Annotated in this window: 15 protein-coding genes; 7 read left to right on the plus strand and 8 right to left on the minus strand. The window is 59.4% G+C overall.

The features are described 5' to 3' along the window. Positions 1 to 168: 168 nt before the first annotated feature. Positions 169 to 3,318: an ATP-binding protein gene (locus tag CCR95_RS16740; protein WP_201096381.1), complete on the minus strand. Its 3,150-nt coding sequence runs from the start codon at positions 3,316 to 3,318 to the stop codon at positions 169 to 171. A 413-nt stretch (positions 3,319 to 3,731) separates the two neighbouring features. On the opposite strand from CCR95_RS16740, the gene CCR95_RS16745 reads away from it, so the two are divergent. The 6 genes from CCR95_RS16745 (at position 3,732) to CCR95_RS16770 (ending at position 8,594) form a co-directional block, all read left to right on the plus strand. After that, positions 3,732 to 5,006: a glutamate-5-semialdehyde dehydrogenase gene (locus CCR95_RS16745; RefSeq protein WP_201096383.1), complete on the plus strand. Its 1,275-nt coding sequence runs from the start codon at positions 3,732 to 3,734 to the stop codon at positions 5,004 to 5,006. 273 nt (positions 5,007 to 5,279) lie between these two features. Next, positions 5,280 to 6,737 carry an NAD(P)/FAD-dependent oxidoreductase gene (locus tag CCR95_RS16750; protein WP_201096385.1) on the plus strand — a complete coding sequence of 486 codons (1,458 nt, stop codon included), beginning with the start codon at positions 5,280 to 5,282 and terminating at the stop codon, positions 6,735 to 6,737. Positions 6,738 to 6,774: 37 nt separating this feature from the next. Continuing rightward, positions 6,775 to 6,933 carry a hypothetical protein gene (locus tag CCR95_RS16755; RefSeq protein WP_201096387.1) on the plus strand — a complete coding sequence of 53 codons (159 nt, stop codon included), beginning with the start codon at positions 6,775 to 6,777 and terminating at the stop codon, positions 6,931 to 6,933. 89 nt (positions 6,934 to 7,022) lie between these two features. Next, complete coding sequence (gene nadD / locus CCR95_RS16760; RefSeq protein WP_201096389.1) at positions 7,023 to 7,652, plus strand: nicotinate-nucleotide adenylyltransferase; 630 nt, start codon at positions 7,023 to 7,025, stop codon at positions 7,650 to 7,652. 71 nt (positions 7,653 to 7,723) lie between these two features. Next, positions 7,724 to 8,080, plus strand: a complete 357-nt coding sequence (rsfS, locus tag CCR95_RS16765) for a ribosome silencing factor (protein WP_201096399.1) — start codon at positions 7,724 to 7,726, stop codon at positions 8,078 to 8,080. Positions 8,081 to 8,102: 22 nt separating this feature from the next. Continuing rightward, positions 8,103 to 8,594: a dihydrofolate reductase gene (locus tag CCR95_RS16770; protein WP_201096401.1), complete on the plus strand. Its 492-nt coding sequence runs from the start codon at positions 8,103 to 8,105 to the stop codon at positions 8,592 to 8,594. Between the two features lie 91 nt (positions 8,595 to 8,685). On the opposite strand, the gene CCR95_RS16775 is transcribed toward CCR95_RS16770, so the two are convergent. Both CCR95_RS16775 and apaG read right to left on the minus strand, forming a co-directional pair. Beyond that, a complete protein-coding gene (locus CCR95_RS16775; RefSeq protein WP_201096403.1) occupies positions 8,686 to 9,522 on the minus strand; it encodes a symmetrical bis(5'-nucleosyl)-tetraphosphatase in 837 nt (278 codons plus the stop codon). Between the two features lie 116 nt (positions 9,523 to 9,638). Next, positions 9,639 to 10,013 carry a Co2+/Mg2+ efflux protein ApaG gene (gene apaG, locus CCR95_RS16780; protein ID WP_201096408.1) on the minus strand — a complete coding sequence of 125 codons (375 nt, stop codon included), beginning with the start codon at positions 10,011 to 10,013 and terminating at the stop codon, positions 9,639 to 9,641. A 490-nt stretch (positions 10,014 to 10,503) separates the two neighbouring features. Here apaG and CCR95_RS16785 point away from each other — a divergent pair, with 490 nt between their 5' ends. Beyond that, positions 10,504 to 11,481, plus strand: a complete 978-nt coding sequence (locus CCR95_RS16785) for a Gfo/Idh/MocA family protein (RefSeq protein ID WP_201096410.1) — start codon at positions 10,504 to 10,506, stop codon at positions 11,479 to 11,481. A 4-nt stretch (positions 11,482 to 11,485) separates the two neighbouring features. Here the strand turns inward: CCR95_RS16785 and CCR95_RS26435 are convergent, their stop codons facing one another. From CCR95_RS26435 to CCR95_RS16810, 5 genes are all read right to left on the minus strand, one after another. Continuing rightward, positions 11,486 to 11,830 (minus strand): PilZ domain-containing protein, encoded by a 345-nt coding sequence (locus CCR95_RS26435; RefSeq protein WP_201096411.1) that lies wholly within the window; start codon positions 11,828 to 11,830, stop codon positions 11,486 to 11,488. Between the two features lie 167 nt (positions 11,831 to 11,997). Next, positions 11,998 to 13,308 carry a lipopolysaccharide biosynthesis protein gene (locus CCR95_RS16795; protein ID WP_201096413.1) on the minus strand — a complete coding sequence of 437 codons (1,311 nt, stop codon included), beginning with the start codon at positions 13,306 to 13,308 and terminating at the stop codon, positions 11,998 to 12,000. A gap of 34 nt (positions 13,309 to 13,342) precedes the next feature. Next, positions 13,343 to 14,935, minus strand: a complete 1,593-nt coding sequence (locus CCR95_RS16800) for an ABC-F family ATPase (RefSeq protein ID WP_201096414.1) — start codon at positions 14,933 to 14,935, stop codon at positions 13,343 to 13,345. A 121-nt stretch (positions 14,936 to 15,056) separates the two neighbouring features. After that, complete coding sequence (locus tag CCR95_RS16805; protein WP_014778158.1) at positions 15,057 to 15,260, minus strand: cold-shock protein; 204 nt, start codon at positions 15,258 to 15,260, stop codon at positions 15,057 to 15,059. A gap of 440 nt (positions 15,261 to 15,700) precedes the next feature. Beyond that, complete coding sequence (locus CCR95_RS16810; protein ID WP_201096416.1) at positions 15,701 to 16,423, minus strand: hypothetical protein; 723 nt, start codon at positions 16,421 to 16,423, stop codon at positions 15,701 to 15,703. Positions 16,424 to 16,442: the final 19 nt, after the last annotated feature.

Genomic DNA, 16,442 nt, shown 5'->3' on the forward strand with positions numbered 1-16,442 from the left:
GATTGTGGGTTCCATCAGACCTCGCCGCCGCTTAATGGTGGCTGGGTCCAACCGCCGGATGCGGAAAACCGCATGTCCGGTGGTGTGGGAGGGCTGACGGGCGCAATCCCGTCAGCCCGACCCGATCGTGAAGATGGGAATTGCTGGTCGCGACAGTGCGTGCCACCTTCAGGCGTTTGAGCCATCCAGCGCGCTGGCGTCCAGGAAGGGCAGGCACCCCCGCATCGCCCGCGCCTTGCCATGGGCGCCCCACTGCGTATAGAGCGCGTGCGCCCGCGTCAGGTGGAGTCGACCAGTGTCTTCCATTCCGCGTCGCCGAAAACAGTCCCCGGTCCGTTCGACGATCAACGCCTTGTGCCAGGGGCGCTGGACTTCGGATACCTTGCGCATGGCCTGCTCGAATGCCTGGAGCGCCGCCTGGGGTTGGTCGAGCGCATCCAGCCGTTCCGCGTCCACCAGGGCGTGGAGATGGTCGAAGTTCATGGGCGCGTCCGCGGCGCGTGCCTTGAGCCAGCGCTGATTGAGTTCGATGCGTTCCAGCAGGACGGGACGTTCGGTTTCGGCGGCCTTTCGGAACTGCTGGATAATCGCCAGCGAGTGCAGCAGGTTGACGAGGGCTGTCGCGTAATGACAGTGGATCGTCATACACAAGGATCCCACAACCGACTTGGTGTGGTGGGCAAGCGCCTGTTCATCGTGAAACAGGCAGGCCGAAAGCGCACGGTAGAGATGGAAATAACTCAGGGCAATCGGATTGCTCCGCGTGGCCGACTGATGGGTCTGCTCGTCGAAATCCGCATCCTCGAAACGACCGTACCCCGCAGTCTTGCCCGCCAGCGCGCGGATCATCTGTCGGAAGGACAGATAGGACTGCTCGGCATGCAAGTGTCCGACCTTGCGCACAAAATTCAATGCGGCCTCGGTTTCTGTCTCAATGTCGGCGAGATGGGCACAGGTGTCCAGCAGGGCGGACTGCGATGCAGAGAAGGTCAAGGAGGCGTATTCCAGGTCGCCCGCGCGCAACAGTTCCCCGCATGCGTGGTGCGCCTGCGCGACATGATCTTCAAGTGGGTGCAGCCAATGGCCAATGTAATTGGCATGGATATAGGCTGCGCGGGCGGTTTCGCGGCTGCGCTCCCGTGTCGTCCCCACCGCGAGTGCGATCTGTAACAGGCGTTCAGCGATCGCGAAATCACCGCGAAAGGCAACGAGGGCGATGCCGCTACAGGCCATCGGAAAGATAGCGGCAGCACAATAGCCACGTTCTATCCAGAGTCGATTGGTCCGCAGCAACAACCAGCCCGCGAGGAGCACATGGGTGGCATTGGCCGCGTTCACCATGGCGTTCATCAGTTTGGCACAAGCCGCCATGCGTTCGTCGGCCCGATCTTGGCAGTCTGGCAGTTGCTCAAGCGCACCCGCCGTGACATGGCGATAAAAAATCTCCAACTCCCGTTCGAGTGTGCTTCCTTCATGGGAGTACCCGGCTGAGCCATTTTCGGGGATGTCGAAAAGCGCGAAGGTATCTGGAATTGTTTCGTGAATTTTCTGAAGGCTCCGATCGAGATCGGCCAGCGGTACCGCGATGCCAAGTCGGGCCAGAAGCGCGAGCCCCAGTTCGAGGGCTTCCCAGTAGAGAACGCGGCCGGACAGATGCGCGATCTGCACGCAAGCCGAATCCACCAGTTGCAATGGCGAAGGCGCACGGGCCGCGAGAACCCGATAGGTCTCGTCGGCCTCGGCGTGGCGGGCCAGGCTGTACAGCACCAGATGCAATTCGGCATGCAGGGCAAAGGTCTCGTCGGGATCACGCTGCCAGGCATCCGGGGCCAATAGGTCGATCCCCAGGCGCAGAAACCGCTCGGCGGCGGCAAAAGAGCCGGATTGACGAACCTGCTGGGCCGCGCTCAGAAACAACGCGCGGACGAGGCTTCGCTCGGCGGTCTCGACGATCAGATCCGCCGCGACCGCGTAGTGTTCGGCGGCGCTGAAGCGATGCGCCGGAGCGTCCCCGGCCTGGGCGAAACGTCGGGCCATGGCCAGATGGAGTCGGTCGCGCCAAGCGTCGTCGCGGAGTTGGTGGACCGCCTGCTGCATCCGGTCGTGGCAGAAGCGCAGCGAGACGTTCGCGTCGGGCGCGATGAGAATGCCGCGTTCGAGCGCGGGCCTGAGTTGCCCGGCGAGCGCGGCGGGCGTGGCGCCGGTGGCGAGCGCCAACCGGTCCAGGGTGCAGGCATTGCCCAGGCAGGCGACGGCGACGAGCGTCTCGGCGGTTGCGTCCTCTAATTCAGTCAGTCCCGCGGCGAGGAAATCCGCCACGTTGGCGCTGGCCGGACGGCTGGCGATGGACGCCGTATCCCAGTGCCAGGCGCCCGGCTCCGGGGCGGGGCGCAGCGCCCCATCCCGAGAGAGCGCCTGGATGAATTCGAGCGTGAAAAAGGGATTGCCGCCGGTCTTGGCATGGAGCGCGGCCGCCAGTGGCCGCACGGCATCCGGTTGCATGTCCAGCAGATCGGCGAGCATGAGGGCTAGGTCGTCCGGCGTCAGGTCGGTCAGGGTCAGCACCGGCGGCGGATTGCCGGCGGCGGTCGGCTGGCGGAGCAGACGTGACAGCGGATGGTCGGCATCCACCGCGTTGCCGCGATAGGCGCCGAGCAGCAGAAAGCCGTTGATGGTGCGATCTTGCAGCAAGGCGCCGATGAGATCCAGCGAGGGTTGGTCGGCCCATTGCAAGTCGTCGAGAAACAGCACCAGGGGATGGGGCGGCGTGGCAATCCGGCGGATCAGCGCGACCAGCAGGGCGCGTAGACGGATCTGCGTCTCCAGCGAGCCAAGTTCCGGCGCGGGGGGCTGAGAACCAATCAGCGCGGCCAGCTCCGGCAAGATCTCGAAGAGCGCGCCGGCATCCGGGCCGAGCCCCTCCAGGAGGCGATCACGCCACTGGGCGCGTTCCGCCTCGGGTTCCGCCAGCAGCCATTGACACAACTGACGCAGCGCCTGGGTCGGGGCCAGAAACGGCCGATAGCGCTGAAACTGCTCGAACTTGCCGCGGATGAACAGGCCCCGCGTCCGAGGCAGGCGGCGCTGGAGTTCGTTGACCAGCGCGGTCTTGCCCACGCCCGAGTAGCCGGCCACGAAATAGGACTGCGGACCGCCGTCCACGAATCGCTCAAACGCGATTGTCAGACGGGTTAGCTCACGATCGCGTCCATACAGGCGATGCGGTGGTCGGGGTAACCGCGACGTATCGTGATCTTTCAACCGCACGATGTCGAACGGCGAGCCATCCGTCAGCGACTGCTCCAGTTCATTGTGCATATTGTGAATCACCGTATCGAGGTCTCGCTCCTAAACTGTGTCCGGAGATGAGAGGGATGGATTTGCGCAATCGGACGAGGAAGCGGGGATCTGCGGCGGCCCTTATCACCTGTCAGTTTCCCGAAATCAACCGGAGACGCCGCTCCAGACCTGCGTAGCTGGGCCATCCTGGCCTGGTCTTCCAGGGCTGGAAGCCCTGGGTACGTCAACTGATCGGTGGTGAGGTGGCGGCCTTCGTTGACGCGGCCTGATTGTACGTTACTCTATACTGGGACGGAGGTAGGGGATGCCCTTCCGCCTCGCGTTCCCGGTGGATTCCGACATTGACCAGCCCGCATATTATCTGAACCGCGCTCAGAATGACCGGCAACGCATGCCATACTGGCCGCAGTTTCGTTCAACAGGTTTTCGAGATGACCGACGCACAGATCACCGACATTGCCGCTTATATGGCGGATCTTGGGCGCCGCGCCCGCGCGGCTTCACGCGCCATGGCGCGGGCGAACACGGCGGAAAAGAATGCCGCCCTGCTGGCGATTGCCGGCTTTCTGGACCGGGAACGCGCGACCATCGCGCATGCCAATCGGCAGGATCTGCTGGCTGGCGCGGCCAAGGGGCTGGATGCCGCTTTGCTGGATCGTCTCGAACTCACGTCCGCGCGCATCGATGCCATGATCGATGGGCTGAGACAGATCGCCGCGCTGCCGGATCCCATCGGCGCCATCACCGATCTCAATTATCGGCCATCGGGAATTCAGGTTGGTCGGATGCGGGTGCCTTTGGGCGTGATTGGCATCATCTATGAGTCAAGACCCAATGTAACCGCCGATGCCGCCGCGCTTTGTCTGAAATCGGGCAACGCCACGGTGCTGCGCGGCGGCTCGGAGGCCTTCGCTTCCAATCAGGCGATTGCGCGGTGTATCCAGCAGGGATTGGTGTCCAGCGGCTTGCCCGAGGAGGGAGTTCAGGTCGTCGCGACGACCGATCGCGCGGCGGTGGGGGCGATGATCGCCATGCCCGAATCGATCGATGTCATCATCCCGCGCGGCGGCAAGGGGCTTATCGAACGCATCAGCCGCGAGGCGCGGGTTCCGGTCATCAAGCATCTGGACGGGATCTGTCATGTCTTCATCGACGAACACGCCGATCCGGACAAGGCGTTCAGGGTCGCCATCAATGCCAAAACCCAGCGATACGGCACCTGTAACACCATGGAAACCCTCTTGGTGGATGCGCCGGTGGCGGCTGGAATCTTGCCTGGACTGGCTGCGGCTTACCAGGAAAAAGGTGTCGAATTGCGCGGTTGTCCGCGCACCTGCGAGATCCTGCCCGATGCCGTTCCAGCCACCGAGAGCGACTGGGACACCGAGTATCTGGCGCCCATTCTCGCGATCCGCATCGTCGATGGTCTCGATGCGGCCATGGATCACATCGCCCGCCACGGGTCTGCCCACACGGATGCCATTGTGACCGAGGATTACAGTCGGGCGCGCCGGTTTTTGCGCGAGGTCGATTCGAGCTCGGTGATGGTCAATGCCTCGACTCGGTTTGCCGACGGCTTCGAATATGGGCTGGGCGCCGAAATCGGGATCAGTACCGACAAGTTCCATGCCCGTGGACCGGTAGGGCTGGAGGGGTTGACTTCGCTAAAGTTCGTGGTGCTTGGCAATGGTGAGGGACGCATCTGACAGTTCTGGTGTCGAGAGCTTCACGCGCGGGCTTGATGGCGCGAATTCGCGAGGCAAGATTCAGTATATAAGCGTTTTTTGCTTGTCCTCGACAATCGTCAGTCATGCTGATAAGAATAGCGTCTGTCTTCATCGACTCTTTACCGAAACTCTCTAAACTGCGTCGCTCCATACGCCTGCCATTGCGGATGAGTCTGAACTCGTCTCGCGACGGCGCATTTCACTCGGGACGCGGCTTGGCCTCCAACGCTTTAACGAATCTGGAGTCTTTATATGGCACGTATCGTCATTCTTGGGGCGGGTATCTCTGGGCATACGACTGCCCGCTACCTGGGCAAGTGGGTCGGGAAGAAGCATCAGATTATCGTGGTTTCGCCCAACTCCAAGTGGAATTGGATTCCATCGAATATCTGGGTGGGCGTGGGCGAAATGACGGAGCGTCAGGTGACCTTCGAACTTGCCCCGATCTACAAGAAAATCAACGTGGATTTTCGTCAGGCCAAGGCGCTGTCGATCAACCCCGAAGGCGATGCCGAGCATGCCAGCCCCTTTGTGACGGTCGAATACACGGAGATGTCGCGGGCAGGGCAGACCGAAGCCATCGAGTACGACTATCTGGTCAACGCCACCGGTCCCAAGTTGAACTTCGGCGCCACGCCTGGCCTGGGGCCTGAAGGCGGCTATACGGTGTCCGTTTGCACGCCCGGCCACGCGCTGGAGGCGAACTCGCAACTGCAAAAAAACATCGAGGCGATGAAGGCCGGCGAGGAGCGCACCTTCGTCATCGGCACGGGGCATGGCATGTGCACCTGCCAGGGCGCGGCCTTCGAGTACATCTACAATGTCGATCATGCCCTGCGCGAGGCCGGCGTGCGCGAGCGCGGGCGGCTGGTCTGGATCAGCAACGAATACGAACTGGGCGATTTCGGCATGGGCGGCGTGCATATCACCCGCGGCGGCTACGTGACCAACGGCAAGGTGTTCGCCGAGTCGCTGATGGTCGAGCGCGGCATGGAATGGATCACCCGCGCGCACATCACGAAGATCGAGCCGGGCAAAATTCACTATGAGCTGCTCGATGGCACCTATCATGAACTGGACTTCGATTTCTCCATGCTGATTCCGCCCTTCTCGGGGGTCGGCCTGAAGGCGTTCGACAAGTCCGGCGCCGACATCACCGATCAGGTCTTCGCGCCCAACGGTTTCATGAAGGTCGATGCCGATTACGCTCCCAAGCCGTTCGAGGACTGGAGCAAGGCCGATTGGCCCAGAACCTATCAAACGCCGAAATACAAGAACATGTTCGCCATCGGCATCGCCTTCGCGCCGCCGCATCCGATCAGCAAGGTGATGAAGAGCCCCAACGGCACCCAGATCAGTCCAACCCCACCGCGGACCGGCATGCCCTCGGCCACCATCGGCAAGGCCGTCGCGGAGAGCATCCGCGACATGCTCAAGGGCGCGCCCGAGCCGACGCATTCCGCCTCCATGGGCGAGATGGGCGCCGCTTGCGTAGCCTCGACCGGCTCGGATATCTTCAACGGCACCGCCGCGACCATGACGGTCTTCCCCGTCGTGCCGGATTACGAAACCTATCCTGAATATGGGCGGGATATGAATCTCACCTTTGGCGAGATCGGGCTTGCGGGGCATTGGATGAAATATATTCTGCACCATGTGTTCATCTACCAGGCCAAGCTCCGTCCGGGCTGGTCCATTCTTCCGGATTGAGGCGTTTTCCGTTCATCTTTTAGTGAGGCAGAGACTTATGGCCGCGAAGAACAAAGAGCCCTATCAGCAGGCGTACTATCCGCCGGTACCCACGAAATGGGTCCGCTACATGCGGACTTCCTTCATCTGGCAGTTTTATCGCTTCTGGGTGATCAATCTGAAGATCCTGAAACTGCTGTTGAAGTCGCATAACTAAATCGTGTCCAGCCATGACAGGCGTGGTTTTCAATGGTTCGGATCGGTTGGCGTGATCCCATGACCGTTGGAGCGGACGCGGCTTAATCCATGATCGGCCTCCTTGGCGGAACCTTTGACCCCGTTCATGTCGGACATCTGCGCCCGGCTCTGGACTGTCTCCAGGGTTTGGGGCTCGACGAGGTGCGTTTTATCCCCCTGAATGTCGCCGTTCATCGCCCTCAACCCCTGGCCGCCGCGGCGATGCGTCTGACGATGCTTGAGGCGGCGATCGGCGGACAGACCGGTTTTGTCCTGGACAGGCGCGAACTGGACAGGGCGGGCGGCTCTTTTTCCTACGATACGCTCGTTTCGCTGCGTGCCGACGTGGGGGCGGATAAGCCGCTCTATCTGTTGGTTGGCGCGGATGCATTCGCGGGCTTCCTGTCATGGTATCGACCCCTGGAGATTCTTGAGTTGGCGCATCTGGTCGTGATGCGCCGACCAGGTCATGGCTCGGTCGCCGATCCATTTCTGCGAAATCTCTATTTGGAGTATGGGTGCGATGAGCCGGCGTCCCTGGCGGAGCGTCCGGGTGGGCGCATCCTGTATCAAGACGTCACCCAGGTTTCCATTTCATCAACCCGCATTCGACAATTGATCGCGCGCGGTCTGAGTCCGCGCTATCTGTTGCCCGAGGCGGTACTTGCCATCATTGAACGCGAGGGTCTCTATCGGTGAGCCAGTCTCGCCGCGGCTTTCGCGAAACCTATTACGCCATTGAACTTCGTTATTTAAGTAGAGGAGACCGCATGCAACTTGAGCAACTTCGGCAACTGGTCGTCGAGACGCTGGCCGACATGAAGGCGCGCGATGTCAATGTCATGGACGTGCGCGGCAAGACGGCCATCACCGATTATATGGTGGTCGCGTCCGGCACCTCCGATCGGCACGTCAAAGCAATCGCTGAAACGGTCGCCTTTCGGTCGAAGGAAGCGGGCGAGACACCCTTGGGTACCGAGGGCGTTGCCGAAGGCGAATGGGCATTGGTGGATCTGAACGGTGTCGTCGTTCATGTGATGCTGCCGAAGGTGCGCGATTTCTATAACCTGGAACGTCTCTGGTCCGCGCCCGCCGCGGAGCCGATGATGGCGGCGAGTTCGGTCTGAATTGTTACACGATTCGCTCAACATGCCGGTCCTCGCGTTGGTTGCCGCAGTGGCCGAGAATGGCGTCATTGGTCGCGACAATGCCCTACCTTGGCGATTACCGGCCGATTTGGCGCACTTCAAGCGCTTGACGCTGGATAAACCCATCGTCATGGGGCGGCGCACCTGGGAATCGCTGCCGGGTCTGCTGCCGCGACGACGGCATATCGTCCTGTCTCATGATCCCGACTTTTGCGCGGATGGTTGTACCGTTGCCGCTTCCCTCGATGCGGCGATTGCAATCGCGGGCGGTGTTCCTGAACTGATGATTGTCGGCGGCGCCGCGCTTTATACCGAGGCACTGTCACGCGCCAGCCGTCTTTATCTAACCCGTGTCCATGCCCGGATCGCAGGCGATACCCTGTTTCCAGACTGGGATCCGGCGCAGTGGCAAGAGGTGAGTCGAATCGAGCAGGCGGCGGATGCGCGCAATGCCTTCGCCATGACCTTTTTGGAACTCCGGCGCGGGTTGTGAGCGAACCCGCGTGGGTTTGGGTTTTCAGAAAATCACCTTATTGCATTGGCCTCGCCTGAACCCATGGCCGTGGCGTGGTCGCGGATGCGATTTAATCCTGATCCGGCGTGAGATAACCCTTGCAGTTCAACTGAATCGGCATCCACGGCATGACGTCCAGCCGGATAGCTGTGAGTGCGCCACCCCAGAGACAGCCGCTGTCGATCGCCCAGACGTTATCCCCCTCGCGGTAGCCCAGGGTCGACCAATGGCCGAAGATGATACGCTCATGCCGGGTCTTTCTGTCTGGAACCTGGAACCAGGGCATCAGGCCGGTCGCCTGCCTCCCGATGTCTCCTTTTTCCTTCAGGGCCAGCGTGCCATCCGGAGCGCAGAAGCGTAGACGGGTCAGGCAGTTGGTGATAAAGCGCAGTCGCTCCATGCCAGTCAGTTCGGGTGACCAGCGGTCTGGCTGATTTCCGTACATGGCGAATAGATAATCCCGGTAATCGTCGCCTCGCAGCGCTCTCTCGAGTTCGACCGCGCGCGCGCGCGCATCCGCCAGATCCCATTGCGGTGGCAGGCCGGCATGAATCAGGGTCAGATTCCGCTCCGGGTCATGGTGGAGAAGCGGGCGATGACGGAGCCAATGCAGAAGTTCGTCGCGGTCTGGCGCTTTCAGGACGGCATCCAGAGTGCTCTTTTTGGCGTGTTTGGTATTGCCGGCAGCGAGTGCCAGTAGATGCAGATCGTGATTGCCTAGTATGACCAGTGCGGTCTCTCCGAGATCGCGCACGAAACGTAGTACCTCGAGCGAATCCGGTCCTCGATTCACCAGATCGCCGACGAACCACAGTCGGTCGGTCTGCGGATCGAAGGCGAGTCGGTCGAGCAGCGCTCTCAATTCAAGATAGCACCCCTGGATATCGCCGATCGCATAGATGGGCATGGTCTTTTCGCGTGCTCTGATTGAAAATGCGGATAACCGCGTCCCGGACGCTGCCGCTTCATTCCCCTGAAGCCGGCCGTTGCGCGATCGCGGACGTCATGCCAGCCGCGGTCTCGTTAGTGGATGCAAGTGGTGGAAACCAGCGAAAAGGCGGGGATCCTGGCCTCGAAACGGATCCCGTCATCGTCGATCATCCCATAACTGCCGTGCATGCTCCCTAATGGTGTCGGCAGGATGGTACCGCTGGTGTATTGATAGCGTTCGCCTGGCCGTAGATGCGGCTGCTCACCCACCACACCTTGTCCACGCACCTCCTGCGTTTGCCCGTCGGCATCGGTGATGATCCAGTGCCGATCCAGCAGGCGGGCGGGTTCGTCCCCCTGATTCTCGATGGTGATGGTGTAGGCGAAGACGTAGCGGCCTTCCGCGGGGGAGGACTGGTCTGGTTGGTATTGGCTCTGAGTCACGATTTTGATCGAAAATTCTTTCACCGGAGTCTCCAGTGCGGACAAGCGTATCGGAAAGCGTGATAATACCAATTAAAGCGCGTACGGCATGTTATAGGTTGTTTGTTCGTCCGATTCGCCTGGCCTGAGCCAACCAACGTCGTGTCCGACGTGCTTTGGAGGTGATCGCGAGAGCCATGATTGACTCGAATCGTTCGGGTTTCTTTCTAATCATTTGATAGAGTTGTATGCTGTTGTTAAATGTTTACTCGAAGCGATGGCCGTTATGTTGATCCCTTCCAGACGCAGCCGGCGCAAACCCGATCCGTTTTTCTTGCTACTGGTTTTTGTCGCGCTGGGTATGTTTGCGACGCTCGGCTATCAAGTGGCGATCTACTCTGATGCGACGGAGAATCCGATCGCGACACAGGCGCCTCGACCGTCTGACGTGGGTGGCTGAAAACGCGTTGTGTCCGTTCCCTGACATTCATCCGATCGCATTCGCGTTTTTAGCCTCTCCGGCTGGTAGCTTCCTATGTCAGAACAGCTTTCGTCCGACAGGACTCGGGTCGCCGTCATCGGTGTCGGCTATCTGGGTCGTTTCCATGCGCTGATCTATTCGCGGATGCCGGAGGTCGATCTGATCGGCGTCGTCGATATCGATCATAACCGTGCCCGAGCGGTTGCGGCAGAAGTCGGTTGCGCGAGTCATGGCCGCGTCGGAGATCTGATTGGCAGGGTCGATGCTGTCAGTGTTGTGGTTCCGACCACCGCTCATCTGGAGGCGGCTGCCCCCTTGCTGTCACGGGGGATTCATGTGCTGCTTGAAAAACCGATCGCTCCGAGCCTGGCGGATGGCGCGGAGCTCGTGCGTTTGTCCCAGGCTCATGGCGCGACGCTTCAGATCGGTCATGTCGAACGGTTCAATGCTGGCGTGATGGCGCTCGCGCAACGAATTCGTTCGCCGCTTTATATCGAGGCCCAGCGCATGGGGGGATTCGTGGAGCGAGCGACGGATGTCGACGTCGTTTCGGACCTGATGATCCATGACATCGACATTATTCTTTCCTTGGTGGACGCTGAGATTTGCGGCATCTCTGCCGTTGGCGCGTCTGTCTTGACCGAACATGTGGATATCGCCAATGCTCGTCTGGAATTCGCCAACGGGACCGTCGCAAATGTCGTTGCCAGTCGCGTTTCGGATAAAACCACCCGCCGGATTCGGGTTTTTCAGCCGAAAAGCTATCTCTCGCTGGACTTTGTCTCGCAAATCATCGACATTGCCTCGCCTTGCTCGGTCGATGGCGCCGCCCGTCCAGAGATCGTGCGTGAGCGTATCCAGGTGGAGCCCATCAAACCCCTGGATCTGGAGCTTGCTGAGTTTATACGGGGGATTCGCGAAGGCCAGCCGCCACTGGTGGATGGCCGAACCGGCCTGAAGGCGTTGGAGGTGGCATTGGATGTCCGTGCCCGCATTGCAGCATCCAGCGAGATTGGATGTTTAGTGAAATAATCGATTACTGAAGGGTTGTTTGTCCGGGTTCAGTGTCGCCGAACTTGATCCCAAGCAGACACCGGCCTGCGGTTGGATCTGGTTCAACCCAGACGACCGAGCCAACGCAAGTTGTAATGCCCGTCCACTCGAGTGCGTCGCACTCGAACGCAAGCATCAATCGAGTCTGCGTAGGATATGGCCGGTCGGACCAGATCCGCATGCCGCCCGCGCTAATGTCTCGCGAAATACTGTCATAGCTGCACTTCGTTGAGCTGGCAGATGGAGTGCTGATCGGCTGTAGTTGAACATCGCATCCCAGGGGCACGCGAGCATGAAGGCGACGGTTTTTCAATTCTCTGGTCTGCATAGGTCGAAACCGAGAGCATCAGTCAGAAAAACAACTATGAGTATAGCAGCCTGAAACTCCTGTTTGACAATGATTCGTCATGCAGTTGGCTTAAACCGGTGGGCGGACAAAGGCTGGTCTGGCCTGGTGCCGATCCGGGTTCAGGCGCGAGGAAGATCCGCGGGAACTCAAACTGATTTCATGCCGCTATCCATGCGCTGGCATTGATCGCAGATGGAAAACGCAAGCATGATGACATGCAAATGCCGTGTTGCGTATACGATCACAATGGCATGTAAAGCCGCTTCGGCGGTACCCCAAAACTGATACGCGATCAAAACCCCGACAACCAATGCGACGCTTGTCGTGACCTGTATGCCCAGTAATCGAGATTGCCTTCTGCAAACGACCATCACGACGTTTGCAGGAATCGCCAGGGATGAAAAAAAGATCATTGGCGACATGATTTCCAGAAAAATTCCAGCCGTACTCCATTTCTCGCTCAAAAGCCAGGTAAGAGCCGGCTCGCCATAGCGATGCAGAAGCAGTGCGGGCACAAGCATAACGCCCGCCGTGAAGAGTGACGCTCTGGTCAATAGGAAGGAAATCGGTCGTCCCTTCTTGATTGCATCCGCCGTATGTTGCGTATAAACAGTGCGAATCGAGGTTTGTAACAAATTAAAAGGACTCATTACTAGGCGCTCTGCCATCGCATAAAAACCCGCGGCGGCAGGAGAGAATAGACTTCCAAAAAAGAACAAGGGCAGCTGTTGGCTGGCCATCTGTAACATTGCCGTTGGCGTGGCATAAAGAGGGAAATCGCGATATTGCACCGCCAATTGTTTGAAGGTGCTTTGACTCTCTCGCTCCTGGAGTTTGGGCTGGCTGAAGATCGAACTCCTTCGGACCATGCAAATAACCCCGGTCAAGGTGCCTAACAGATATCCGGTCATCAAGGCTCCCACGGAACTGCCGCCCACCCAGCCTAATACTATCCGGCTGCCTGCTCCAACCACAGTGCCTGATACATAGGTCGTCGCCTGGATTTTGAATTGCTTCATTCGTGTATTCCAGGAAGAAACAACAGTCTCGATGGAATATAAAAGAAGCATCAAAGGGACGATCCATTCCCATCCTTCAAACTGCTTCATGAATTCGGAATGGGTCAAATCATTCAATAAAAATATCAAGACCGTCATGATGGAAACGAACAAGCAGGCGCTTATCAACACCATGGCGACTAATTTGCGAGCATCAATGTCACGATTCGTTAATTGCATGGCCGTGCTGTAGCTGAGGGTGGCGACCGGCGTTGCAATATGCGCGATCGCAATCAGCAATGCGGCTGCGCCATAATCGGAGGGTTCGAACAGGCGGGCGATGATCGGCGCGAATCCAAGCAAAACGATCTGTGCAACTGCCTTCCCTGAAAACAGCGTCAGAATGCGTCGCAACAGCTTTGATTCTAGGATTTTTTTATAATTGGCGAGTTTCTTCATATCGACCCCGATCAACGCGGCGACCCGTTGGCATCTATGCCGCTGCTTCTTCGCTCTCCAGATAGTTTTCGTAGTTGCCGCGGAAGTTGACGGCACCCCGAGGCGTCAGTTCAATGATGCGGGTCGCCAGGGAGGAGACGAATTCCCGGTCATGACTCACGAAGATCAGCGTGCCGGGGTAGTCTTCCAAGGCGTTGTTGAGAGATTCGATCGATTCCATGTCGAGGTGATTGGTCGGCTCGTCCATCAGCAGGATATTGGGTTTTTGCAGCATCAGTTTACCGAAGAGCATGCGACCCTGCTCGCCGCCGGAGATGACCTTCACGGATTTTTTGATTTCGTCCTGTGAGAATAGCAGCCGACCAAGGGTGCCGCGGATGATCTGTTCGTCGTCGCCGGGTTGTTTCCACTGGTCCATCCAATCATAGAGGGTCATATCCAGTGCAAAATCGGCGGCATGGTCCTGGGCGAAATAACCGAGCCTGCTGTTCTCGGACCACTTGACCGTGCCGCTGTCGGGTGCCAGGTCGCCGGCCAGGCTACGCAGCAGGGTGGTCTTGCCGATCCCGTTGGGTCCGATGACGGCGACGCGTTCACCCACTTCGACGCTCAGGTCGAGACCGCTGAACAGGGGGGTGCCGTAGCCCTTGGACAGGGATTTCACCTCCAGCGCCAGTCGATAGAGCTTCTTGTCCTGACTGAAGCGGAGATAGGGGTTGACCCGGCTGGAGGGCTTGATGTCCTCCAGCTTGATTTTCTCCATCTGACGCTGACGGGAGGTCGCCTGCTTGGCCTTGGAAGCGTTAGCGGAGAAACGACTGACGAAGGTCTGTAGTTCGGCGATCTGGGCCTTTTTCTTGGCGTTGTCGGCGAACTGGCGCAAGCGTGCCTGGCTCGCGGCCGTCATGTACTCGTCATAGCTGCCGGGATAGACGCGCAATTCGCCGTAGTCCAGATCGGCCATGTGGGTACAGACGCTATTGAGGAAGTGGCGGTCGTGCGAGATGATGATCATGGTGCTGCTGCGTGCATTCAGCATCTCTTCCAGCCACTGAATGGTGTGGATGTCCAGGTTGTTGGTGGGCTCGTCGAGCAGCAGGACGTCGGGGTCGGCAAACAGCGCCTGAGCGAGCAGGACGCGCAGTTTCCAACCGGGCGCCACGGCGCTCATGGGGCCCTCGTGCTGCTCCAGCGGAATCTCCAGCCCGAGCAGCAGCTCGCCGGCGCGCGACTCGGCGGTGTAGCCATCCAGCTCGGCGAAGTGCACCTCCAGGTCCGCGACCTTCATGCCGTCTTCGTCGCTCATGTCCGGCAGGGCATAGATGCGGTCACGTTCCTGCTTGATCCGCCACAGTTCGTCGTGCCCCATGATGACGGCATCCAGGACGGTGTGGTTCTCGAAGGCAAACTGATCCTGACGCAATTTGCCGAGACGCTTGCCGGGATCCACCGAGACGTTGCCTGCGCTGGGTTCCAGATCGCCACCCAGGATCTTCATCAGGGTGGACTTTCCACAACCGTTGGCGCCAATCAAACCGTAGCGATTGCCGCCGCCAAACTTGACTGAGATATTTTCGAACAACGGTTTGCCGCTGAACTGCATGGTGATGTTGGCTGTGGAAATCAAAGCAGGGTTCCGCAAAAGGCTGGAGGAAGTGCAGGCCACCGATTCGACGGGCCTGAAATGCAAAAGCCCCGCCATGGGGCGGGGCTTCCCTGGGCTAGGCAGTCAGGCCTGCCGCCCGGAGTTACTGTGGGACGACGTTGGTTGCGCTCGGGCCTTTCTGACCTTGCTCGACATCGTAGGAGACGCTTTGCCCTTCGGCCAGCGACTTGAAGCCACTGCCCTGGACGGCGCTGTGATGGACGAAGACGTCCTTGGAACCGTCGGAAGGGGCGATGAAGCCAAAGCCCTTTTCGTCGCTGAACCACTTAACTGTACCTGTAGCCATTTCGGTAATCTCTAGAATGAAACTGAACGTGTGTATGTGCAGACGACTGTCTCGCTATTTCGGAAGGATCTCGGAAGGATCTGCCACGCACTGCGGAGAGGATGAACGACCGGAACACTACAAGAAAACACTGCACTCCTCTTATGTTGCCGAAGACTGAGCCATTCGGCAAGGCATTTCTGCCGTAAGATCTCTGCGCCGCCTCGAATCGAGTGCGGAACGGGTGTTGTGATCGACGAATTTTCTTGGGTTGATCGGACCGATTGGCGGATTTAGAAACCGCTCCGTTCGTTTCATGGACGCCAATGGGTGCGACTGTCGACACGAACAGGTTTGGGCGTAAAGTTGCCAGGGAGCGGATGGCAGCGATCGCGCGTTGGCCGCCATTCTGCCCTGCCCGTGAAGCCTCGGGGCCACATCTGTGCGACGGCAGTCCAGATTCACCCGGATCTGCATTGCGCAACGAATTCGCAATCCTCTCTGTTGCAGGCTCCTTCCGAACTTGCGCTCCAACTGTTCTGGCAGCAGGTATTCGAGCAATCCGGGTGGCTACTGCGTGCATCGAGCTGCGCCTGTTGGCTAGATCCGCTGCGTTTGCAGATGCAGGTTGCCTGCGCAATGGGCCAGGCACCTTCCCCGTCGGATTCCGCGCCCGCGTCGGAGCGATTGGCCACGTTCGACTCCTCGTCCCGGTGGCGCTGTTCGGCGTCATCGGCTTCTCGGCCACTCATGGTTGGGAGGTTGCCGAGACCGCCGGTAAAGGGTGCGCTGGGGGCCAGGTAAGAACTGATGGTCACCGATTGTTCCGTGCCGTCGAACGCCTGCCAGTCGGTGGTGACGCTGACTTCCTTGTAGGCGGGCGAGGCGTGGGGGGTGACTGTCCAATGGCGCCTGAAACCGGTGTTGTCGCCAGCATGGGCCTGGGGGATATCGCGACTGTCGATGATGCCGGAGTAATTTGTGGACGCCTGGTCGCGGAGCGCTTCGAGTTTCTGTTGCGCGAGGTTGACAGCCGTGGTCTGGGTCTTGGTTTGACTGCTGTTTTCGTGCATTTGCCCCTGGAACTGGGCGAGCGAGAGAAGCCCGGAAGAGAGCACCGCGAGCGAGATCAATGCCTCGTCAAGGCTAAAGCCCCGTTGTTTTCCTTTGGTCTGTCTGAGCATCGTTGATATGCCTCCGTCT

Origin of the sequence: Thiocystis minor (assembly GCF_016653465.1) — a bacterium.
Classification (GTDB): Bacteria; Pseudomonadota; Gammaproteobacteria; order Chromatiales; family Chromatiaceae; genus Chromatium; species Chromatium minus.